Annotated in this window: 11 protein-coding genes; 4 read left to right on the plus strand and 7 right to left on the minus strand. The window is 45.4% G+C overall.

Annotation, left to right across the window (positions count from 1 at the left end):
- Positions 1-87 precede the first annotated feature (87 nt).
- The gene (locus OSC7112_RS05720) at positions 88-432 is read right to left on the minus strand and encodes a hypothetical protein (RefSeq protein WP_015175014.1); all 345 of its coding nucleotides are present in this window, start codon (positions 430-432) and stop codon (positions 88-90) included.
- Positions 433-768: 336 nt separating this feature from the next.
- On the opposite strand from OSC7112_RS05720, the gene OSC7112_RS39390 reads away from it, so the two are divergent.
- Positions 769-939: a hypothetical protein gene (locus OSC7112_RS39390; RefSeq protein WP_015175015.1), complete on the plus strand. Its 171-nt coding sequence runs from the start codon at positions 769-771 to the stop codon at positions 937-939.
- A gap of 155 nt (positions 940-1,094) precedes the next feature.
- A complete protein-coding gene (locus OSC7112_RS05725) occupies positions 1,095-4,484 on the plus strand; it encodes a PAS domain S-box protein (RefSeq protein ID WP_223300767.1) in 3,390 nt (1,129 codons plus the stop codon).
- Between the two features lie 271 nt (positions 4,485-4,755).
- Here OSC7112_RS05725 and OSC7112_RS05735 read toward each other — a convergent pair whose 3' ends face one another.
- The 3 genes from OSC7112_RS05735 to OSC7112_RS05745 all read right to left on the minus strand — a co-directional run bounded on the left by OSC7112_RS05735 (position 4,756) and on the right by OSC7112_RS05745 (position 8,431).
- Positions 4,756-5,823, minus strand: coding sequence for an ABC transporter permease (locus OSC7112_RS05735; protein WP_015175017.1), 1,068 nt, complete (start codon positions 5,821-5,823; stop codon positions 4,756-4,758).
- 162 nt (positions 5,824-5,985) lie between these two features.
- Complete coding sequence (locus OSC7112_RS05740) at positions 5,986-7,119, minus strand: AI-2E family transporter (RefSeq protein ID WP_015175018.1); 1,134 nt, start codon at positions 7,117-7,119, stop codon at positions 5,986-5,988.
- Positions 7,120-7,219: 100 nt separating this feature from the next.
- The gene (locus tag OSC7112_RS05745; RefSeq protein WP_015175019.1) at positions 7,220-8,431 is read right to left on the minus strand and encodes an RNA-guided endonuclease InsQ/TnpB family protein; all 1,212 of its coding nucleotides are present in this window, start codon (positions 8,429-8,431) and stop codon (positions 7,220-7,222) included.
- A 526-nt stretch (positions 8,432-8,957) separates the two neighbouring features.
- Here OSC7112_RS05745 and OSC7112_RS05750 point away from each other — a divergent pair.
- A complete protein-coding gene (locus tag OSC7112_RS05750) occupies positions 8,958-10,745 on the plus strand; it encodes an efflux RND transporter periplasmic adaptor subunit (RefSeq protein WP_015175020.1) in 1,788 nt (595 codons plus the stop codon).
- 414 nt (positions 10,746-11,159) lie between these two features.
- Here OSC7112_RS05750 and OSC7112_RS05755 read toward each other — a convergent pair whose 3' ends face one another.
- Complete coding sequence (locus OSC7112_RS05755) at positions 11,160-13,622, minus strand: PAS domain-containing protein (protein WP_223300768.1); 2,463 nt, start codon at positions 13,620-13,622, stop codon at positions 11,160-11,162.
- A 46-nt stretch (positions 13,623-13,668) separates the two neighbouring features.
- On the opposite strand from OSC7112_RS05755, the gene OSC7112_RS05760 reads away from it, so the two are divergent.
- Positions 13,669-14,868 (plus strand): ISAzo13 family transposase, encoded by a 1,200-nt coding sequence (locus tag OSC7112_RS05760; protein ID WP_083888119.1) that lies wholly within the window; start codon positions 13,669-13,671, stop codon positions 14,866-14,868.
- Here OSC7112_RS05760 and OSC7112_RS05765 read toward each other — a convergent pair.
- Together OSC7112_RS05765 and OSC7112_RS05770 are read right to left on the minus strand one after the other, a co-directional pair.
- Positions 14,855-16,216 carry a chemotaxis protein CheB gene (locus OSC7112_RS05765; protein WP_015175023.1) on the minus strand — a complete coding sequence of 454 codons (1,362 nt, stop codon included), beginning with the start codon at positions 16,214-16,216 and terminating at the stop codon, positions 14,855-14,857. The two genes, OSC7112_RS05760 and OSC7112_RS05765, sit on opposite strands and share 14 nt — an antisense overlap.
- A 581-nt stretch (positions 16,217-16,797) precedes the next feature.
- Entirely contained in the window at positions 16,798-19,497 is a 2,700-nt protein-coding gene (locus OSC7112_RS05770; protein WP_015175025.1) for an O-linked N-acetylglucosamine transferase family protein, read from the minus strand.
- Positions 19,498-19,718: the final 221 nt, after the last annotated feature.

The raw sequence follows: 19,718 nt of genomic DNA on the forward strand, positions 1-19,718 counted from the left end.
GAATCAGGGGAATTGGGAATTGCGAATAGACAGTTGAGTTGATTTTTGCGAAAAAGTCGATCGACTTTTTCGCAATTGGCGATTTTCTTATTCCCCTAGCAGCGATTCAAATGCAGCTTGCAAAGACTTGATATCGCCTACTCTGGCTACTAACAAGTTTTCGCTGCCGGCATCCTGCAGCCTGTATCTCCAATACTGGATGCTATCGGAGTTGTTCATCCAGAAACTAATCACGGTGTCTACAACTCGATCGACATCCCAGCCGCGGTTAGGAGAAACTGTCTCTACGGATGCCACAAACGCATCAAGGGTGCACTTTCGGTTTGCCAAGTATTCTACACCGGAAGGCTGCTGTTGTTGCAGCAATTCCTGCTGCTGGTTAAAAAATGTTAAAGTTGGAGATACGCCCAGGATTTCAAATGTATAGTTCATGTCATCCTCCAGAAGTATTATTTTGCCAAATGCCGCTCTTCCAAACAAGCCAAAAACGCTTTACTTTGCTGGCGTTGATGAAATGCAGATCCTTCAATTATCCTCTTTGTAGTCGATGGCTTACGCCCCGCTACGCTACGGGATTTTGGCCGCTTATCTTATTAATAGCAAATTTTTTTACACCCGATTGTCAAATAATTTACATTTGTCCTGACACTGTAGAAAAATTTTCAATCTGATTTTTATTAAGCAGGGGTAAGGAAGACAATGCCCACCCGGAGAAAGTGAGCTGATTTGAGATTTAAAAGTTTAGATGAAAAAATTGAATAATTGGCAATGACTGATGACGATCGGGGTGTGGAGCACGGGCCTAAAGTTGCTTTTTTTTTACGGGCTGTGGCTTTTTTATCGGGAGTCTGCAGAGCGATCGCCACATTCAGGCAAGTAGTGGCATCATTAATATTACAACTTTTTACAGCAGCGGTGGAAACCTCAGCCAAGTTTTGAGCGGCCGGCCACCGCACTTCACTCTTGCTGTACAACTTTGTAACTTATATCTAGGGCATATTTTAAACGACAAACGATACGCAAACCTGGTAGGTGTCACAATATTGATGTTATTGAAAAGTCTGAGCAGTTGTGTGATGAAAAGCTCGCCCAAGATGTCACTAAGCCTAGTCTTGTTGATACCGCTGGTGGTGCAAATTTCCGTAGCAGTCGGCGTGACTGGATGGCTGTCGTTTCGCAACGGCCAGAAAGCCGTCAATGACCTTGCTACCAGGTTAAGCTTGGAAGTTGCAGCCAGGACGAAAGAAAATTTCCGCAGTTTTGGGGATATGTCTCATTTATTCCTACAAATGAATACTGCTGCGATCGCCTCTGGCAACTTAGACCCGGAAGACTTCCCCAATTTAGAGCGCTATTTGTGGAACCAGACCAAGCTGAGCGATCGAACTACAACCATCTACTACGGCGACGAACAGGGCAGATTCCTCTTACTCAAGCGAGAAGCAGAAGACTTAGTATACATCAGAGACGAATCAACCGCTCCAAACCGCCAAATTTATCGCCTAGATAGCCAAGGAAATCGCACTAAGCTAATCCAAACCGTCCCCTATGACCCCCGTACTAGACCGTGGTACCAAGCTGCCAAACAGTCAGGAAAAGCCACCTGGTCTCCCATCTACGTCTTCGCAGCATCGCCAGTGCTCGGCATTACGCCGGTGATGCCCATCTACAGCCAAACGGGCAGCCTGCAGGGGGTACTGGCAATTGACCTGACTCTTTCTCAAATCAGCGATTTTCTCAAAAGCATCAAAATTAGCCCGTCGGGACAAGTTTTTGCGATCGAACGCAGCGGGAAAATAGTCGGCAGTTCCACAGACGAATTGCCCTTTGTCAAGGACAAAGACGGACAAAAACGGCTGTTGGCGACACAGAGCAAAAATTTGCTAATTCGATCGTCTTCCACATACTTGCAACAACGATTTGGTAGTTTTGAAAAAATTGACAGCCAAGGACAGTTTACCTTCGATATAGACGGCAAACGTCAATTTATTACCGTTGCTCCCCTGCAAGACGGCCGCGGTCTCGATTGGCTGATTGTAGTCGCAATCCCGGAAGCAGACTTTATGGAGCAAATTAACGCCAACACTCGCACAACTATCTTATTGTGCTTTTTTGCCTTCGTACTGGCGATCGTCCTCGGAATTTTTACCTCTCGCTGGGTTGTCAAACCGATTACCCGATTGCTGGAAGCTTCCAAAGCTTTAACAAAAATGTCGGAATCATCCGACTTCACATCCTCGGAATTAGACAGGGAAGTCGAAGTTCAAGGCGTCAACGAACTCGGTCTCCTAGCTCAGTCTTTCAACCAAATGGCCAGACAATTGCGATCGTCTTTTGTTGCCCTAGAACAAACCAACTCTAGTTTAGAACAGCGAGTAGCAGAGCGAACGGCAGAACTCGAAGCCGCCGAAGCAGAATTGCGGGCTTTGTTTGCAGCAATGAACGAATTAATTATAGTTGTGGATGCCAACGGCCGCTATTTAAAAATCGCGCCCACAAATATATCCCTGCTCTACAAACCAGCCGAGGAATTACTGGGCAAAACTGTAGCAGACCTGTTTCCCCAAGCTACAGCAGACAATTTTATCAACCACATTCGAGCAGCTTTAGATACTCGGCAAACTGTCAGCATCGAGTACGATTTAACCATTGACGACCGCCAAGTTTGTTTTGCCGCCAGTGTTTCGCCGCTTTCAGAAGCATCGGTAATTTGGGTGGCCCGCGATATTACCGAACAGAAGCGAGCCGAATCGGCGCGACGCCAAAGGCAAAAACAATTGCTCAAACAAAATACCGTTTTGGTAGAATTGGCAAGAAATAAAGCGCTGTATCGAGGCGATTTGCAAGTAGCTTTGAGGCAAATCACCGAAGCGGCCGCTCATACCCTAGATGCAGAACGATCCGGAGCTTGGTTGTACGATGAAAGCCGATCGAAACTGCAATGTCTCGACCAATTTCACCGCAGCAGCGAACAGCATGAAGAAGGCGCAGAAGTGGCCGCAGCAGACTATCCAGCTTATTTTAAAGCTTTGGAAGAACACCGGACGATCGCAGCAGACGACGCTCTTTCAGATATTAGAACCAGAGAATTTGTGGCATCTTACTTTACAGTAATCGGCATCAAATCTACCTTAGATGCGCCGGTGCGGCTGGGAGGACAAACAGTCGGAGTCATCTGTATCGAACAAGTGGGAACTACTCGCAACTGGACATTAGAAGAACAAAATTTTGCTGCTTCCCTGGCAGATTTAATATCATTGGCGATCGAAGCCAGCGAGCGCGATCGTACACAAATCGCTCTGCGTCAAGCAGAACAAAAATACCGCAGCATCTTTGAAAATGCCGTCGAAGGCATTTTTCAAAGAACGCCCGAAGGCCACTTCTTGAGCGTAAATCCAGCTTTAGCCCGCATCTACGGCTACGCCACTCCCGAAGAATTGACATCAAATCTCACCAACATCAGACACCAAGCTTACGTCAATCCTCAGCAGGGCGACAAGTTTATGCGGGTGATGGAAGAATTCGGAGAAGTTTCGGGGTTTGAGTCACAAGTTTACCGCGTTGACGGCAGCGTAATTTGGATTTCCGAAAGCGCGCGTGCAGTGTGCGACGCCAACGGCGAGGTACTCTACTATGAAGGCAGCGTCGAGGATATTAGCGATCGAAAAGTCTTTGAATCCGCCTTGCAACTCGCCCTAGAAGCAGCCGAAGCCGCTTCCACCGCAAAAAGCGCATTTTTGGCAAACATGAGCCACGAACTGCGAACACCTCTGAATGCCATCATCGGCTACAGCGAAATGCTCCAAGAAGAAACCGCAGAATTGGGCTACGATGAACTCACCCCAGATTTAGACAAAATTCGCACTTCCGGCAGACACTTGCTATCGCTAATTAACGACATTCTCGACATTTCTAAAATCGAAGCCGGCCGCATGGATCTTTACTTAGAAACCTTCGACATCGCCGCCTTGATGGAAGAAGTAGCATCTACCGCCGCGCCGCTAATTGAGAAAAACGGCAACACTCTAAACTTGGATCAAATTACGAATATCGGCACTATGCACGGGGACATTACCAAAGTGCAGCAGATTTTATTAAATTTGCTGAGCAATGCCGCCAAATTCACTCAAAACGGTACAATTACCCTCACAGCCAGCCGAGAAAAAATTGCGGGCGACAGCAGCGAAACAAAACAAGAAAACACTTCTGAACCTGCGGCAATTTCTCAATCTTCAATGGGTAGTAAAGAATTTTTAGTTATTAATTGTACAGATACAGGAATTGGGATGACTCCCGACCAGTTGCAGCACATTTTCCAACCCTTTACCCAAGCAGACGCTTCCACCACCCGCAAGTACGGCGGCACCGGTTTGGGACTAGCAATTAGCCAGCGTTTTTGCCTAATGATGGGCGGCAATATTTCCGTAAAAAGTCAGGAGGGTGTTGGTTCTACTTTTACGATCCGCTTGCCGGTTAATCCTTAACTAATCTTGCTATTTGTGAGCTATCCTTGTATTGCCAAATCTCGTAAGGGCGGGTTCACCAACAATCTTTGGTTCACATCCAAAATAGTAATAAACCCGCCCACACCAAACCAATTAACCCTGATTGCGGAACAAGTTTTTGAGTATCTGCGATGGGTGGGGGCGGGTTTTTTAGCTCTGGCAATTGATGATATAAATTTGGGTGAATCCGCCCCTACAAATATTTGAATTCCCAATTACCGATTCCCAATTACCAATTGCCCATGTCCAATTACCTTTGAATGCTTCTGGGATCGAGAGCATCCCGCAACCCATCCCCCAATAAATTAAACGCCAAAACAGTCAAAATAATCAGTATCGCCGGAGGCCAAACCAACCAAGGCTGCAGCACTAAAATTGAAGCATTAGTAGACAGGGATAGCAAATTTCCCCAAGAAGGATCTGGCTGTTGAATTCCCAAGCCAATTAAACTCAAAACCGACTCCGCCACAATAAAACCCGGAACCGACAAAGTAGCAGAAATAATTACATAAGTAGCAGTTTGCGGCAAAACGTGGCGGACAATAATATAAATTGGATTGGCGCCCATTGCCCGCGCCGCTTGCACGAATTCTCGTTGTTTAATTGACAGTACCTGACCCCGAATCACCCGCGCTAAACTCGCCCAACTGATAAATGAAGTAATCAGCACAATCAATATAAATCGCTGAACACTTGTCAATCCCGGTGGCAATACTGCTGCTAGCGCTACTAATAAATAAATACCGGGAATCGTCATCAATACTTCGGCGAAACGCATTAAAATACTATCAATCCAACTGCCGAAATAACCAGATATTCCTCCGATCAACAATCCCAAGGGAAAAGAAATTGCTATGCCAACTAAACCGATGCTGAGGCTAATTCGGCTACCCTGTACTAAGCGACTGAATTGATCGCGCGCTTGTTCGTCCGTGCCTAAAATGTTAATTTTGCCTTCTCCGGTAGTGCCAAAAAGATGCCTGTCTAATGGCAAAATTCCTAAAAATTTATACGGGGAAGCTTTGACAAACAAACCGACAGCAGAGGGTTTTTGCCAGTTTACAATTAGCTCGCGAGCGCCGGTATTCGCATCCACCGGGCCCTGGGTAGTCGGATAAACGTGGGGCCCGATAAATCGCCCGTCTTGGGTGGTTAAATAAATCTGAGTCGGCGGCAATAATGAACCGTTTAATTGAGAGTCGTAGGGGTCGTAAGGCGCGACAAATTCGGCAAAAAGTGCGACTGTATAAAAAATTAACAGTAGCACTGCTCCCAACTGAGCTAGAGGATTGTTTCTAAGATTTTGCCACCATTTCATAAGTTTTTAGGTTTGAGATTTTCAGTGGGTTAGTAATAAAGACTAAAGTTATTAAAGTTATTTGTAGATACTTTAGTCTTTGCTTAATGGACTCAGCAGCCAAAAGTTAATTCCTGACTGATAAAAGTTTTCATAACTGAATTACGTACTACAAAAATTAGACTATTTTTGTTCATCTGCTACCAAGACTATTCTACTTTCCTCTTCTGGTATTTTCCCCAATTCCTCGCCGCTAAAAGGATTGTAGAAAAACGAGCCTGTTTGGGGCGGCAGTTTGGGATTGAGTACAATTTCTACTATACTTTTTACAACCCCAGTGAGCGGAATTGCCAGGATAACTCCCAACAATCCTCCCACTCTACCTCCTAACAGCAAAGCTGTGAAAATAATTACCGGGCTCAAGCCGGTGAGATTGCCCATGATGCGGGGAGCTACTAAATTATCCTTGATTTGCTGGAGACCGATCGCCACTACCAACACTTGCAGCGCCAGCCACCAATCAATAAAGGCTACAATTATACTAACAGTGCCAATTCCCAAAGTTGCTCCAATAAACGGAATTATTTCCGTCAATCCTATAAATACCGCAAACAACAGAAAAAACGGAACTTGCAGCCACCAAAAAGCCAGAGTCAGCGAGAGAGCCATCAATAGTCCCAGCAATAACTGTCCCGATACAAACCGCTGCAGGTTTCGCTGCAAAGTATCTGTTAAAACATAGCGAATTTCTGGGGAAAAAATGCTGGTCAAACCCTGCCACACTCTTTGCCCGTCGAGGAGCATATAAAAGGAAATCACCACAATAAAAATTAAGTCCAAAAACCAGTTAACAGTACCTACAACTAAGCCTAAACCCGTACCGGCGATCGCCTGGACTTGTCCCTGGACTCTAGCTGACAGTTGCTGCTCCAATATTTGCACGTCAAAGGGTAAATTGCGCTCGGCACTCCAGGCTTGAAATTCACCTAGCTGCTGCCGCCCCGACTCCAGCAATTCCGGGAATCTCACCCCCAACTGGCTCGCTTGGCCCAACACCGGCGGCACAATAGTTAAACCAATTACTACTACTATCACACCCGCAGTTAAATAAACCAGCCCCGCAGCTACTCCCCGCGGCAGAAATACTTCCAGTCTTTTTACTGCATAATTTAATAAAAATGCAATGAGTCCCGCTGTTACTACAATGCTGACCAGTTCCCCAACATAACTGACAGCAGTCAGGGTAAACCATCCCGTCACTAGCACTAGCAGCCAAGTAATTAGAAACTGTTGGAGGGGAGAAAATAGAGTATTCATTTTGATTTTTTTTAAATAAAGTGGCACAACTTTTTTAGGATATGTGCCGTATTATACAATAAACACATGAGAGTAGAGATTAGGATTGACACTCTCCTGGCTAAAGCCGAGGAGATTCTTGATTCGCAGAATCGACTTGCCGATGCAGAATTACTTCAACATCGGTAGCGGTCAATTCTCCACAAGCGTTCGGATCTAAGATCCAAGTTCCGACGTGCCCCGCCGTACTCAATCCCCGACTCAGGATATTTTTAGCTGCGTTCCAGTCACGATCTAATACGCATCCACACCGACAAGCGTGGGTTCGCGTTGAGAGACTTTTCTTAACAATTGTTCCGCAACTAGAGCATTCTTGACTTGTTCCGTTAGCTGGTACGGCAATCGTAATTCTTCCGAATACTTTGCCAAAATATTCCAACCAAATTCGGAACATATACCAAGATGCGTCGTTAATCGATTTTGCCAGACAGTGATTCTTCACCATATTTTTAATCCTCAAATCTTCGTAGACTACACAGTCGTTAGACTGGATGACGCATCTTGCCAACTTCACGGCAAAATCTTTACGCTGTCTGCTTATTTTGAGGTGGCGCTTCCCTAGAATCGCTCTAGCTTTTTTTCTGTTTTGCGAACCCTTGACTCGTTTTGAAACTCGTTTTTGGGCTTTCTTCAACCTGCGTTCTCCCTTGCGGAGGAAACGCGGGTTATCAACTGCAATGCCATTTGAGTCAGTGTAAAACTCTTTAAGTCCTACATCTAACCCGATGGTGTTACCCGTGATTTCAATCTTTTCAGAACGGTCAACTTGAATGCAAAACTGGACATAATATCCGTCTGCTCGCCTTACCAAGCGTACTCGTTTGATTTGACTGCGCTGAGAGAAATGTAAGTCGCGCGTTCCTTTTAACTTGAGCTTTCCGATTCCTTGCTTGTCGGTAAAAGTGATTGATTTCCGGTCGTCTGCCAGACGCCAGCCCGTAGTCTTGTACTCGACGGAGCGGTTGTGTTTCTGGAATTGCGGGAATCCTTTTTTTCCTGGGACTTTCTTTTTACAGTTGTCGTAGAATCGGGAGATTGCCGACCACGCTCTTTCTGAGCTCGATTGTCGAGCCATGCTGTTCAAGTCATCGCAAAACGGAAATTCCTTAGCTAAAACAGCGCTATACTTGTTCAATGCGTATTTATCAACTTTTTCGTTTTCCATCCAAAACCGCAGTGCTTTGTTTCGGATGAACTGCACTGTTCTAATTGCTTCGTCTACAGCGTCAAATTGCTGCTTTTTACCCGATGCTTTGAACTCAAAAACTAACATGACTTCGACCTCATCACGATAGTCTTATGCTACCAGAGTCGGCTTAATATTCCTCTAGTTGTTCACAAAGATTTACATGGTTTTACTTGACAGCGCCATCCTGAGAGCTCAGAAAATAGACTGGGAGGCTAAAGGCTCCTTACCCCTTTCATCCCCGGACTAAAGTCGCGGGGTTTTCAGGGTTTTATTTATAATTAGTTCAAGATTAGACTGACTTTTCTGAGCATTGTATAGATAGGTGACGGCGAAGCCACTTGGGGAGAGACAATGCCAGCCCGATCGACCCCACGATCGGAAATCACGCTAATATTCAGTATGCCCCAGAAGCAGATCAAATTAAATGTCGATCGAACAAACTTCGATCGAATTTGATCCAAAGCGCCATTGTAGGGTGAAACGGCGCGACACTCACCCAAAAGGAGGAAGCGCTACTCCAGAGGATCTCCGCTAAAATGAACTAAATTTTATCGTAATCTTTCTTTACAATATAAAAAACGAAAAGCTCATACTGGCGAGAGGAACTACCGTGACCAATCAAGTTTTTTCAGAAGCCGAAGAAAAGCAACCCCTTCCCCCCGTGGAGAGCGGGCGGGACAGGAACTCAGCAGTGGATGTAACTGAAAGTGAAGTCTCAGACAACTCTCGCTGGCAATTCTCCGGTGAGGAAGATGAACGAGAAGTTGCGCTGGAAGTTCCAGAAATCGAGGGGGAACAAGTTTGGGAACCAGAAGCAACTGAAGTTGGGCCCCGCAAAGAAATCAGGTGGCCTGCCTTGTTGGCAGGCGCAGGGATTGGCGTGGCTGCAACGCTGCTAGCAGTCAACTTGACTGGGGGCAATCAGAGTTCGCGTCCCGCACCTCCAATTCCACCGGCAACTCAGCAGGCGACGGATCAGACTGTGACAGTGGCGGCTGTAGAATCTGCCGAGGTGGGTGAAACTCTGGAAGCGACGGGCACCGTGGCAGCCTATGACTTGCTGCCAGTGCTGCCACAGGCCAACGGTTTGCAAATCAAGCAGGTGTTGGTAAATGAAGGGGATGCGGTAGAAAAAGGTCAGACGATGGCGGTTTTGGACGATTCGGTGCTACGATCGCAAATTGCCGAAGCGCTTGCGGGAGTAGAATCAGCCAATTCTACGGTAGAACAAGCCCAAGCTCAGGTACAGCAAGCCCAGTCAGCCCAACAAGAAGCTCAAGCCGGCGTCGATCACGCCCAAGCGGGCGTTGAAAAAGCCATCGCTGACGCAGCGCAAGCCAAAACAGGCGTCGGGCAGGCAAGGGCCGGTGTGGAACAAGCTAAAGCCGGTGTGACTCAAGCTAAAGCCGGCATTGCCTCGGCTCAGGCTAAATTAGATCAAGCTCAAAGAGAAGTAAATCGCACCCAAGATTTGGCTGCTCAGGGAGTAATTAGTCAGCAAGATTTAGAAAGGCGCAAGACGGAACGGCAGACGGCCGTTCAAGACTTGAACAAAGCTAAAGCTGACTTGAATACAGCTTTGCAAGAACAGAATAAAGCAGCGGAAGAAGTGCGATCTTCTCTTGCTAAAGTAGCTACCGCTGAAGCTAATATCAGTACGGCTAGAGCGGCCCTCAGCAGCGCTCGTGCTAAAGTGAATACGGCCGGAGCGAGTGTCAGCAGTGCCAGAGCAAATGTGGGAAATAACGCAGCAAGTGTCCGCAGCAATGATGCACAAGTCAAACAGTTACAAACTCAACTAGAACAAACAATTGTTCGAGCGCCGGATAGCGGCACTGTGGCTGAAAGAATTGGTCGAGTTGGCGATGTTTCTTCGGGCAGTCAAAAACTATTTTCGATTATTCGGGGAAACAAGCTGGAACTGCAATTGAAAGTGCCGGAAACTAAGCTTTCGCAAGTGCGGCCGGGAACAGCAGTGCAAATTACTTCGGATTCTGACAAGCGGATTAAGTTGTCAGGAACTGTACGAGATATTTTGCCGCTAGTTGACCCGCAAAATCGGCAAGCTACGGTGAAGATTGATTTGCCGGCAAGCGAGTTTTTGCGATCGGGAATGTTTTTGCGCGCATCCATTTCGACGGCAACGGCTCAAGGTTTGAAAGTCCCCGCTAAAGCTATTTTACCCCAATCTGACGGCAGTTCTATTGTTTATAAACTTGTGGGCGAGGACAAGGTGCAGGCTCAACGGGTGGAAGTAGGGGAAATTTCCGGGGGTGCTGTGGGCGATTTGACTGCTGCGAAGGTGGTGGTTAAAAAGGGTTTGAAGGCGGGCGATCGGGTGGTTGTTACTGGGGCTGGTTTTTTGAAGGATGGCGATCGGGTTAAGGTTGCTAAATAGTTATATAGATTCCGGTTACACTCCTTATCATTGTTGACGGTTGACGGTTGACGGTTGACTGTTGACGGTTGACTCGATTTTATTATTGTGATGCAACCGGAAACGATATCAGATGAGGAGATAAGATTAGAAATAATATCAATTATTTTTGACTGTTGACTGTAGAAGGAGGGGTGGAAAAACTTAATGGTTGAGTGTTAACTGTTGACTCGATTTTATGATTGTGATACAACCGGAAACGATATCCGATCGGGAGATAAGATTAGAAATAATATCAATTCCGGCTGCGCGGGAATGATATCAAATTCGCGCTTCATCGTCGCGCGTAAAGTCGAATCAAGCTGCCAACAAATAATTCGCGCAATTTTCAGTTTTTTGACTCACAATCAACAGTCAACAGTCAACAGTCAACAGTCATGGGATATCTGTTCGCAGCGGCAACCTCACGGTAAAGGTTGCCCCTTGTCCTTCACCCGCACTTGTTGCACTAACAGTACCGCCGTGGAGTTCTACTAAATGACGGACGATCGAGAGTCCGAGCCCCAATCCTGAGTCTCTGCGAGAGTAGCTACTATCCGCCTGACGGAAGCGATCGAACACGTAGGGGAGAAAATCAGGGTGAATGCCCTTACCAGTATCGCTAACTTGGATTTGAGCCATTCCATCCATGTAGTCTAATGTGATGTCAATTCTTCCTCCGGCTGGGGTGAATTTAATCGCGTTTGAAAGTAGATTCCACACCACTTGTTGCAAGCGGCTGGGATCGCCTAAAATCTTTGGTTTTAAAGGACTTAGCCTGGATTCAAGTTGAATGTTTTTGGCTTCTGCGGCGAAACAAATCACTCCGATCGCATTTTCAAGCAGAGGATTCAGCTCAATTTCAGAAGGATTGAGCCGAAATTGGCCTGTGGTAATCCGCGAAACGTCTAAGATGTCATCGATGAGCTGGTTTTGTGCTTTGGCGCTGCGCTCGATCGTTTTTAGCGCCTCCTCGGTTTTAGCCTCGTCAAATTTTTTCATGCGGAGCAACTGTGCCCAGCCAATCATCGCATTGAGCGGCGTCCGCAGTTCGTGAGAGAGGACGGACAAAAACTCATCTTTGACGCGATTGGCCTCCTCAGCAGCCGCACGAGCCGATTGTTCTTGCATCCGAAGGCTGCGTTCTATCTCGAACTGTTTTTGCTCGGTGATATCCTCGATCGCCAACAGAATCATCTGTGTATCGCCGATCGGAGGCATTTTGCGGCCATTGAGCAGCATTATTTTATGCCCGATGTGTTCAAAGTCATGCTCGACCTCAAAATCTTGAAACTGGGGATTTCCTGCCAGAATTTCTGTTAGGAGCGATCGCAACTGGGGAATATTCCACTGTCCATTACCCATCTCGAACAATGAGCGCTGCTCAGTTTGGCTCGGCATCACTTGAAACGTCTCGTAGAAAGAACGGTTGGCAGTGATAGCCCGCAGGTTGAGATCTAACACTAGCAATGGTTCCCGCACGGTTTCCACGATCGTTTCGGCGTAATTTTTCGCTTCCATCAACTGCTGGGCGCTGAGTTTGAGCTCGTTGATGTCCACCAACATCACCACAGCCCCATCAATCTTGTTGTCGATCGTCCGATAGGGTCGAATGTGCAGATCGTACCAACGACCGTCTCGATCTTGAACCTCCTGAACTTTCAAATTGAGCGTGCGGATCACCTCTAAAATCAGTTGCTCTAAGTCCGGCACTATCAACTTGTGAGTGATGTCGCTCAAAGACCGCCCGATATCAGTAGAAATCATGTTGAAGATGCGTTCGATTGCGGGAGTAAACCGGCGGATTCGCAGGTCGCCTCCCAGCATCAGGATCGGAATATTGATGCTGGCGAGCAGATTCTCTAAATCGTTGCTTACCTGAGTCGATTCAACATTGCGCCGCTGCAATTCGTCATTAATCGTGTTGAGTTCTTCATTGGTTGCCTGAATCTCTTCTTTCGCCGTTTCGAGTTCCTCATTCATGCTTTGCAACTCTTCGTTGCTGGACAAAATCTCTTCGTTGGCGGCTCTCAAATCTTGATTGGCGGCTTGATGTTCTTGGACGATCGCTCCGAGATGTTCTTTTGTGGTTTTCAGTTCCTGTAGCAGCCTTGCAATCTCCAGACTTTCACCCTGTGAAGCATCGGAGTTGACTCTACCGTCGTCAGTATCAGTAGCAGGCATTGCATATATCGGGGACTCCTCTTGAAACAACACTAAAAAATAGTTTTTTGCCGCAGCGCCAGCTTGGAATGGAACCACATTAATTCTGACCTGCCGGACGATCTCGCCCTCTTTAACTTGCAAGCCTGCCCGCGCGACCGGCTGCTTCTGCTTTGATGCTTCTTGAATTGCAGTTCGCAGTTCCGCGCGCAATCCTTCTTTTGCCATTCTCAGCAGGCTAAAGCTCGCTTTACCGGGAGGCAGTTCTAGGTAGGCATTAGTCTGTCCTCGAAATTGAAGAATCTCGCTGGCTGTGTTAATCACGACCCCGACAGGGGCATAGTGATTCAAAACAATGCGATCGGCCTGTTTCTCCATTTCGATTTCGTCCAACTTTTCTGTCTGCTGCGGTTGAGGGTTGAGGGGTGTCAGAGAATAGTTGCTAGCATTTAAATCCATGCTGAGCCAATGCGACAGCAGTTTTTTAGTATAAATTTTGTTCTTTTTGTCGAATAGCGCAAAGAATTCTGAAAAGTCTCCCACCGTTTCCGAAGTGCCTAAGAGCAAAAAGCCTGCGGGCCGAAGTCCATAGTGCAACATTGGCAGCAGTTTTTTCTGCAACAGCGGCCCCAGATAGATCAGCACGTTCCGACAGCTAAGAGAACGCCACAGAATGATTGATCCTATAATAGTCAAAATATAATTTCAGTGTGCAGCCTATCTTATGTCTCTAAAATCTATCATGAAACTGACCGAACACGCCAAATCTCTTTACATCGAAACAGCTAAAAAACTCAAGGGGACAGACAGACGACAATTCATGGCATCGGTAGTCAAAGATTTAGGAATAGGTGGACAAACGTTAGTAGAACGGGAGTTAGGATGGAATAGACGGACCATCCGTAAAGGGATGAAAGAATTGAAAAGTGGTGAGCCAATTGTCGATGGTTTCAAGCGCAGTGGACGAAAGCGGGTTGAAACAAAATTACCCAACTTATTGAAAGATATTACATCGTTAGTAGACCCACACAGTCAAACTGATCCTAGCTTTAAGAGTACACGATTATATACGCGCATGACTGCCAATGAAGTCCGTCGTCAATTAATTAAACAATTTGGTTATAGTGATGAAGAACTACCGAGCGCCGAAACAATTAGAAGAAGATTGAATGATTTGGGTTATACCTTAAAACGAGTTTTGAAAACTAAACCAGTCAAAAAAATCCCCGAGACCTCAGCCATTTTTGAACAACTTGAACAAGTCAATACAGCAGCCGATAATAACCCAAATACTCTCCGAATTTCCATTGATGCCAAAGCTTCCGTCAAGATTGGAGAATTTGATAGAGGTGGTAAAAATCGGACGCCAACTATTGCAGTTGACCACGATTTTTCGACTCAATCAAGTGTGATTCCCTATGGTATTTTTCTGCCTGAGTACAATGAGCTATTTTTATTCTTCGTTACTTCTAAGTTGACGGCTGATTGTATAGTTGACTTACTTGAAAGTTGGTGGCAAACTGTTAAACACCGTTTTAGTCACATTCAAAAATTGGTCATCAATCAGGATAATGGACCGGAAAATCATTCTCGTCGTACTCAGTTTATGAAACGAATTTTAGATTTTTCCCAACAATCTCAACTGACGTTACAATTAGCTTATTATCCGCCCTATCATAGTAAATATAACCCAATAGAACGTTGTTTTGGTTGGTTAGAAAAGCATTGGAATGGTAGTTTACTTGACACTGTTGAGACTGTTGTAAATTTCGCCAAAACTCTCACATTTAAGGATAAAAATCCAGTGGTGACATTGGTAGAAACAATTTACTCCACAGGAGTTAAACTTTCGGAGTTAGCTATGGCAGAAATTGAAACCCAGATTCATCGTCTCCCCAATCTTCACAAATGGTTTGTAGAAATTTTCGCTAAACCCACATAGCTATTGGATCATTCTTTTTGTGGAGGTCTCTAATCAAATCCATCCGGGAAAAGGGCGGATCGCCGATCAGGTTTTGTCTGGCAAAGACGCAGAGTTCGCGCACGGGCTTAGCGATGTGGTATCCGCCCTCGACTTGGACAAAGAACCGATGCAGGCGTTCGGGTGAAATATCCGCGACTTGGGGCTGGGTATAAAAGCCACTGCGGGCGATCGCGATCGCACTTTCGCTGATGTCTGTGGCATAAATCTGAATCGGCAGATTAATAGATCGAGCTGCTAAAAACTCTAGCAAGCAAATGGCGATCGAGTAAGCTTCTTCACCCGTTGAACAGCCGGCAATCCAAATGCGGATCGGTTGTTTCGGCGATTTATCTTGGACGATTGCGGGAAAAACATTGCTGCTTAAGGCCTCAAAGGTTTCGGGGTCGCGGAAAAAGCTGGTGACATGAATTAAGACATCGTGATACAGCGCCGTTACTTCTGTCGGGGTGTTTTGGAGATATTGGGCATAATCCTCGATGCGTTCGAGCTTGTAGAGCAACATCCGCCGATGTATCCGCCGCTTCAAGGTTGTTTGCTTGTAGTGAGTAAAGTCAACTCCTGTAGCCGCCCGCAGCAAACTGTAGATCGTGGCGATCGCATCTTTACTTTCGATCGCATTTTCGCTGCTTGTCAATTCTGTCGCAGGCCCCTCTGCAATGTAGGGATGACGGCCGATCTCTGATATTTTCTGGGCAATTTTTTCCGGTGTCAAGATAAAGTCTACCTGACCCGTAGCCACCGCAGTATTCGGCATACTGCTGACTTGTGCCGATTCTTCACATTGGGCAAAAGTAATACCGCCGGCGGCCTTAATCGCTTTTAACCCTTGGGCACCATCGCTGTCGCCCCCGGACAAAATGACGGCGATGGCTTTGTTCCCCCGTTCTGCGGCGAGGGAAAACAGAAAAGTATCGACGGACATAAATAGCCCGAGTCCTCTGCCGCGAGGCCTGAGCTTGAACACCGATCGCTCGATGGTCATGCTGAAATTCGCGGGGATGACGTATACCTGATTCGGTGCTATTGGCATCCCATCTGTCACCTCATGCACGGGCATCAGGGTCGATCGAGCCAGAATCTCACTCAACACACTTCCCTGATTTGGCAACATATGCTGAATTATTACAAACGCCATGCCCGTATCGATCGACAAATGGCTAAGTAATTGTATAAAGGCTTCCAATCCACCTGCGGAGGCTCCTATTGCGACTACAGGAAATAAGTCGTTTTGATTGTTTTGCTGCTTGCGATCGGCTTTGATACTAGCTTTAGGTTGAGATTTCTTGGACTTCTTTTTATCAGTCATTTTTTATACCAAATTGATTTTTTAAGTAAGTATTATGGTAGGTTTTTATTTTTATTATACACGATCGACAATCATGAAAGGAAGGATTAGCCATCTACCTGCGGATATACTGAGGCGCAGTCAGCGTGGGCGATTGAGCGATTTTCAAATTATTATTATTATTATTATTATTATTATTATTATTATTATTATTATTATTGAGAGCCATCCTGCATCAAGGGAGACAATCGTGATGGTTTAAATCCCTCATAAATTCTACTAATTGTACTCTTGAAAGTTGAGCTGGAGTACATTGTCCACATGGGAGCATCTCAATGAAAGCAGCCCTCCGCTAGAAATAGGAGTGAGGAATCAGGAGTCAGAAGCCAGGAGAAAAGAGTCAGAAGTCAGAAGTCAGGAGCCAGAATCAGTGTTTTTACAAATATGAGATGCTCCCGTCCACATTCTGCGATCGGACTATGAAGTCTGACCCTCAAAAAAAAACATTTCGATCCTATTTTAATAGGATTACTTTCAAAAGACCCCAAAGGGTAGGGTAGGGAATCGGACTTTATGTGTTTTTTTCAAAAAAGGGCTGAGTTCTAAAGCCGATTCACTATTAGCATTTTTTCAAATACCGAACCCAAAGCTGCCGCATAAGCGCGACTATCCAGAAACCTCGGTTGCTGCTGCATTTTGTATTGGATTTCATCGCGCTTTTGCTTTCGCAATTGGGCATTAATTCCGAGTGCGACACTCAAGTTAATATAAGACTCTTCGCTGTCAGCAATTAAATCAAACAACTGGATATCTCGCAGGATTGCCGCCCCTTGTCGGGAACGCAAATTATTGCCCTCTCTCACCACAGTAGGCAATCCAACTTCTAACGGATCAACCGTCGAATTTGCACCCGCGTAGGGATAGGAGTCTAGATAGACATCAGCCAGTTGTAACAATGCTTTCACATCTTCGCGATTCGCCAGGGTATTTAATAAAATTAAACGAGTGCGATCGATACTATATTTATCAAAAATAGCCGACATTTTATTGATAAACGGCTGTTTGACGTAATCACCCGACCAGGTATTGCCGAAGGGATATAAAACCAGGACTGAATTAGGCACGGCTGCGATAATCTTTGCCCAAGTTTCCCTGAGTTCGGGAATAATCTTGAATGTATTGGCGCCGGAGATAAATACAACTGCTGTGTCGGAAATTCCCAAGCTTTTTCTCTCAATTTTAATACTGGCTTCTGCTTTTTGAATGCTATAATTAAAGCAAAATCCTGTCCCATCTAACATTACTAACCTTTCGCGATATTGTGCTTGCGCTTCTTGCAAAGGTTCCGTCAAAGTGCCGGAAATGTAGTAATCCATATTGCGGATGCCTGTAGTTACAGGAGATGCAAAATAGGTGGTCTGTAACCGCGCTAGGCGGTGCAAAGCTAGTAATATGATGTTTTGAGCGGCATTGGTGACGATCGACCCTACAAACAAAATATCCAGGTCATCGGCGCGAATTATCTCGACTTGACTGTGCAGTTCCTGCGGTAACTTCACCAGTTTGTCTGCCCGACTTTGACAGTATACATCCAAAGGGCGATCGCTCGCGTTGAGGACATATAAAATAATCTCAAATTTCTCTCTGTCTAAATGCTCAAAAGCCGGGATAGTGGTAAAAGTTTCAGAAATTGGCGCGAAACTTGCTTTGAGAATGCCGAGGCGAATTTTGCCTCTGTTAGCGGGGCGTTTGTCAAAGCTGAAGTCAATCTGATGTCCCCTAGCTTTTAGGATAAATTCTAGAATATCCGAGCGCTTGGTATAGACATTTTTCAAGTTATTGGTGCTAAAATATAGCGGGACAAAGTTAACGGTATCTGCAAAGATTAAAGCAACATTTTGCCAAATTTCGGAGTCAGGATTGCTGAAAACGCGACTGTGAACTAAATCTACTAATTGCTGCATATAGCTGCAATAGTTCTCGACATCTCCCACTTCTTGAAAATAACTGGGGAAGTATAGCATAAACTCCAGCAAATCGTTAAAAAACCACTGGGGAACAGCAGTTCTGCCATAGTGTAACGGCAACCGATCTGCCCGCCTATACAGCATGGCTGCCAACAAATATTGGATAGCTTCTGGGGCTTCAAATCCTTTAGCAACATATTGAGATAATTCCTCAACTTCCCGCTGTTCGACATCAGTCAGAGGTTCGTCTCTCATGCCGCTGGCTAATAGCATTTTCTGGGCTTTTCCCGCATAGCCAGAATAGCTGCTTTGCAGTTTATCTGGTAGTGCAGACAGCCAAAATGCTGCTAGTTTATGGCGCGCTTGACGTAAATCTGTTAAGGCAGATTCATGGGATGTGCTATGATAGCGATCGATACAACCGGACAGCCAACTGAGAAATTGAGGCGACTCTGGGTTAAGCTGAACTTTGATAGTTTCCTGATGCAGTCGGAGGGATAAACGCTCTAGGGTTCCGCGATTTCGCGGCAAGGATAAGCTGGAAAATGGACTCGGCAAGTCGGCTACTAAATCTAGCTGATTTAGGATTTCAAAACATCCACCCGATGTGAGATTGAGAACTTGAATTAGGGGATGGTTGAGGTGCAAGCTGCTCAGCAGTTGAGGGTTATAAACTGACATCAAAGTATTTTTGATATCTGGTTCTTGGTTGTAGGGAGATTGCAGAGGCAGATTGAGCTTAAATTTTAATAATTCTAACACTTTGCCGGGAGATGTTAGCAAGGTATTCAAATTTACGAGCAGGCATTGATTGTCATGCCGTTTATAGAATTCTAAGATGTGGCGATTATAAAATCTCCATATCTTTAAGCAATATTCGGGGTTTTGTGAGAAAAATGGGATGTTCAACCGCAAGATTGAATCAGTGACATCCCAAGGATAGCGGTAGACAAATAGATAGCGAGCATTAGGGATGATTTGATTCCAGAAATCTAACATTAAACTGGTGCGCGGATCTTTCCACCCCCAAAGTTCTGAGTGATTGGATCGAGATTTGACTAATTGCTTCGCAGGCTCTATATTAATGTTAAGTTTTTGGGCATCTAGCTGTTCGCTTTCCGTCCAACCCCAATCGGGAAAACCTGTTTCGTCGCACCGAGAGCAAGTTTGCAGAATTGTTCGCTGAAATTCTACAAAATCACTATCTTCAAAGTAACCTTGGGGATTCCAATAGTTGCCTTTCAGGAGATTGTTTCCCAAGTCAAGACCTATTTTCTGTAAGAATGCCGCAGTCAGAGAAGTTCCAGATCGGTGCATTCCTGTAATAATGAGCACGGGAGAATTGGTTCCGCTATTTAATAAAATTTATTACTTTCTTTAGGATTAAAAAAACTTACTTGTGGTTAATTAGTCTATTCAACTGATATATACTTACGTATATACGCTGACAAAAATATTGTATTTTTTTTCAGAAGATGGTATTATATATAGCATCTTTTGTCGCCAATGAAACAAATTTTGCCTAAAAAAAGTTTTTTGGAAAATTTGCATAATTA

This window comes from Oscillatoria nigro-viridis PCC 7112, from assembly GCF_000317475.1.
Taxonomy (GTDB): Bacteria; Cyanobacteriota; Cyanobacteriia; order Cyanobacteriales; family Microcoleaceae; genus Microcoleus; species Microcoleus nigroviridis.

What these genes read in the sequence shown, in the direction of transcription:
- OSC7112_RS05720 (WP_015175014.1), bottom strand. Translation starts at nt 432, where the DNA reads ATGAACTATACATTTGAAATCCTGGGCGTATCTCCAACTTTAACATTT.
- OSC7112_RS39390 (WP_015175015.1), top strand. Translation starts at nt 769, where the DNA reads ATGACTGATGACGATCGGGGTGTGGAGCACGGGCCTAAAGTTGCTTTT.
- OSC7112_RS05725 (WP_223300767.1), top strand. Translation starts at nt 1,095, where the DNA reads ATGTCACTAAGCCTAGTCTTGTTGATACCGCTGGTGGTGCAAATTTCC.
- OSC7112_RS05735 (WP_015175017.1), bottom strand. Translation starts at nt 5,823, where the DNA reads ATGAAATGGTGGCAAAATCTTAGAAACAATCCTCTAGCTCAGTTGGGA.
- OSC7112_RS05740 (WP_015175018.1), bottom strand. Translation starts at nt 7,119, where the DNA reads ATGAATACTCTATTTTCTCCCCTCCAACAGTTTCTAATTACTTGGCTG.
- OSC7112_RS05745 (WP_015175019.1), bottom strand. Translation starts at nt 8,431, where the DNA reads ATGTTAGTTTTTGAGTTCAAAGCATCGGGTAAAAAGCAGCAATTTGAC.
- OSC7112_RS05760 (WP_083888119.1), top strand. Translation starts at nt 13,669, where the DNA reads ATGAAACTGACCGAACACGCCAAATCTCTTTACATCGAAACAGCTAAA.
- OSC7112_RS05765 (WP_015175023.1), bottom strand. Translation starts at nt 16,216, where the DNA reads ATGACTGATAAAAAGAAGTCCAAGAAATCTCAACCTAAAGCTAGTATC.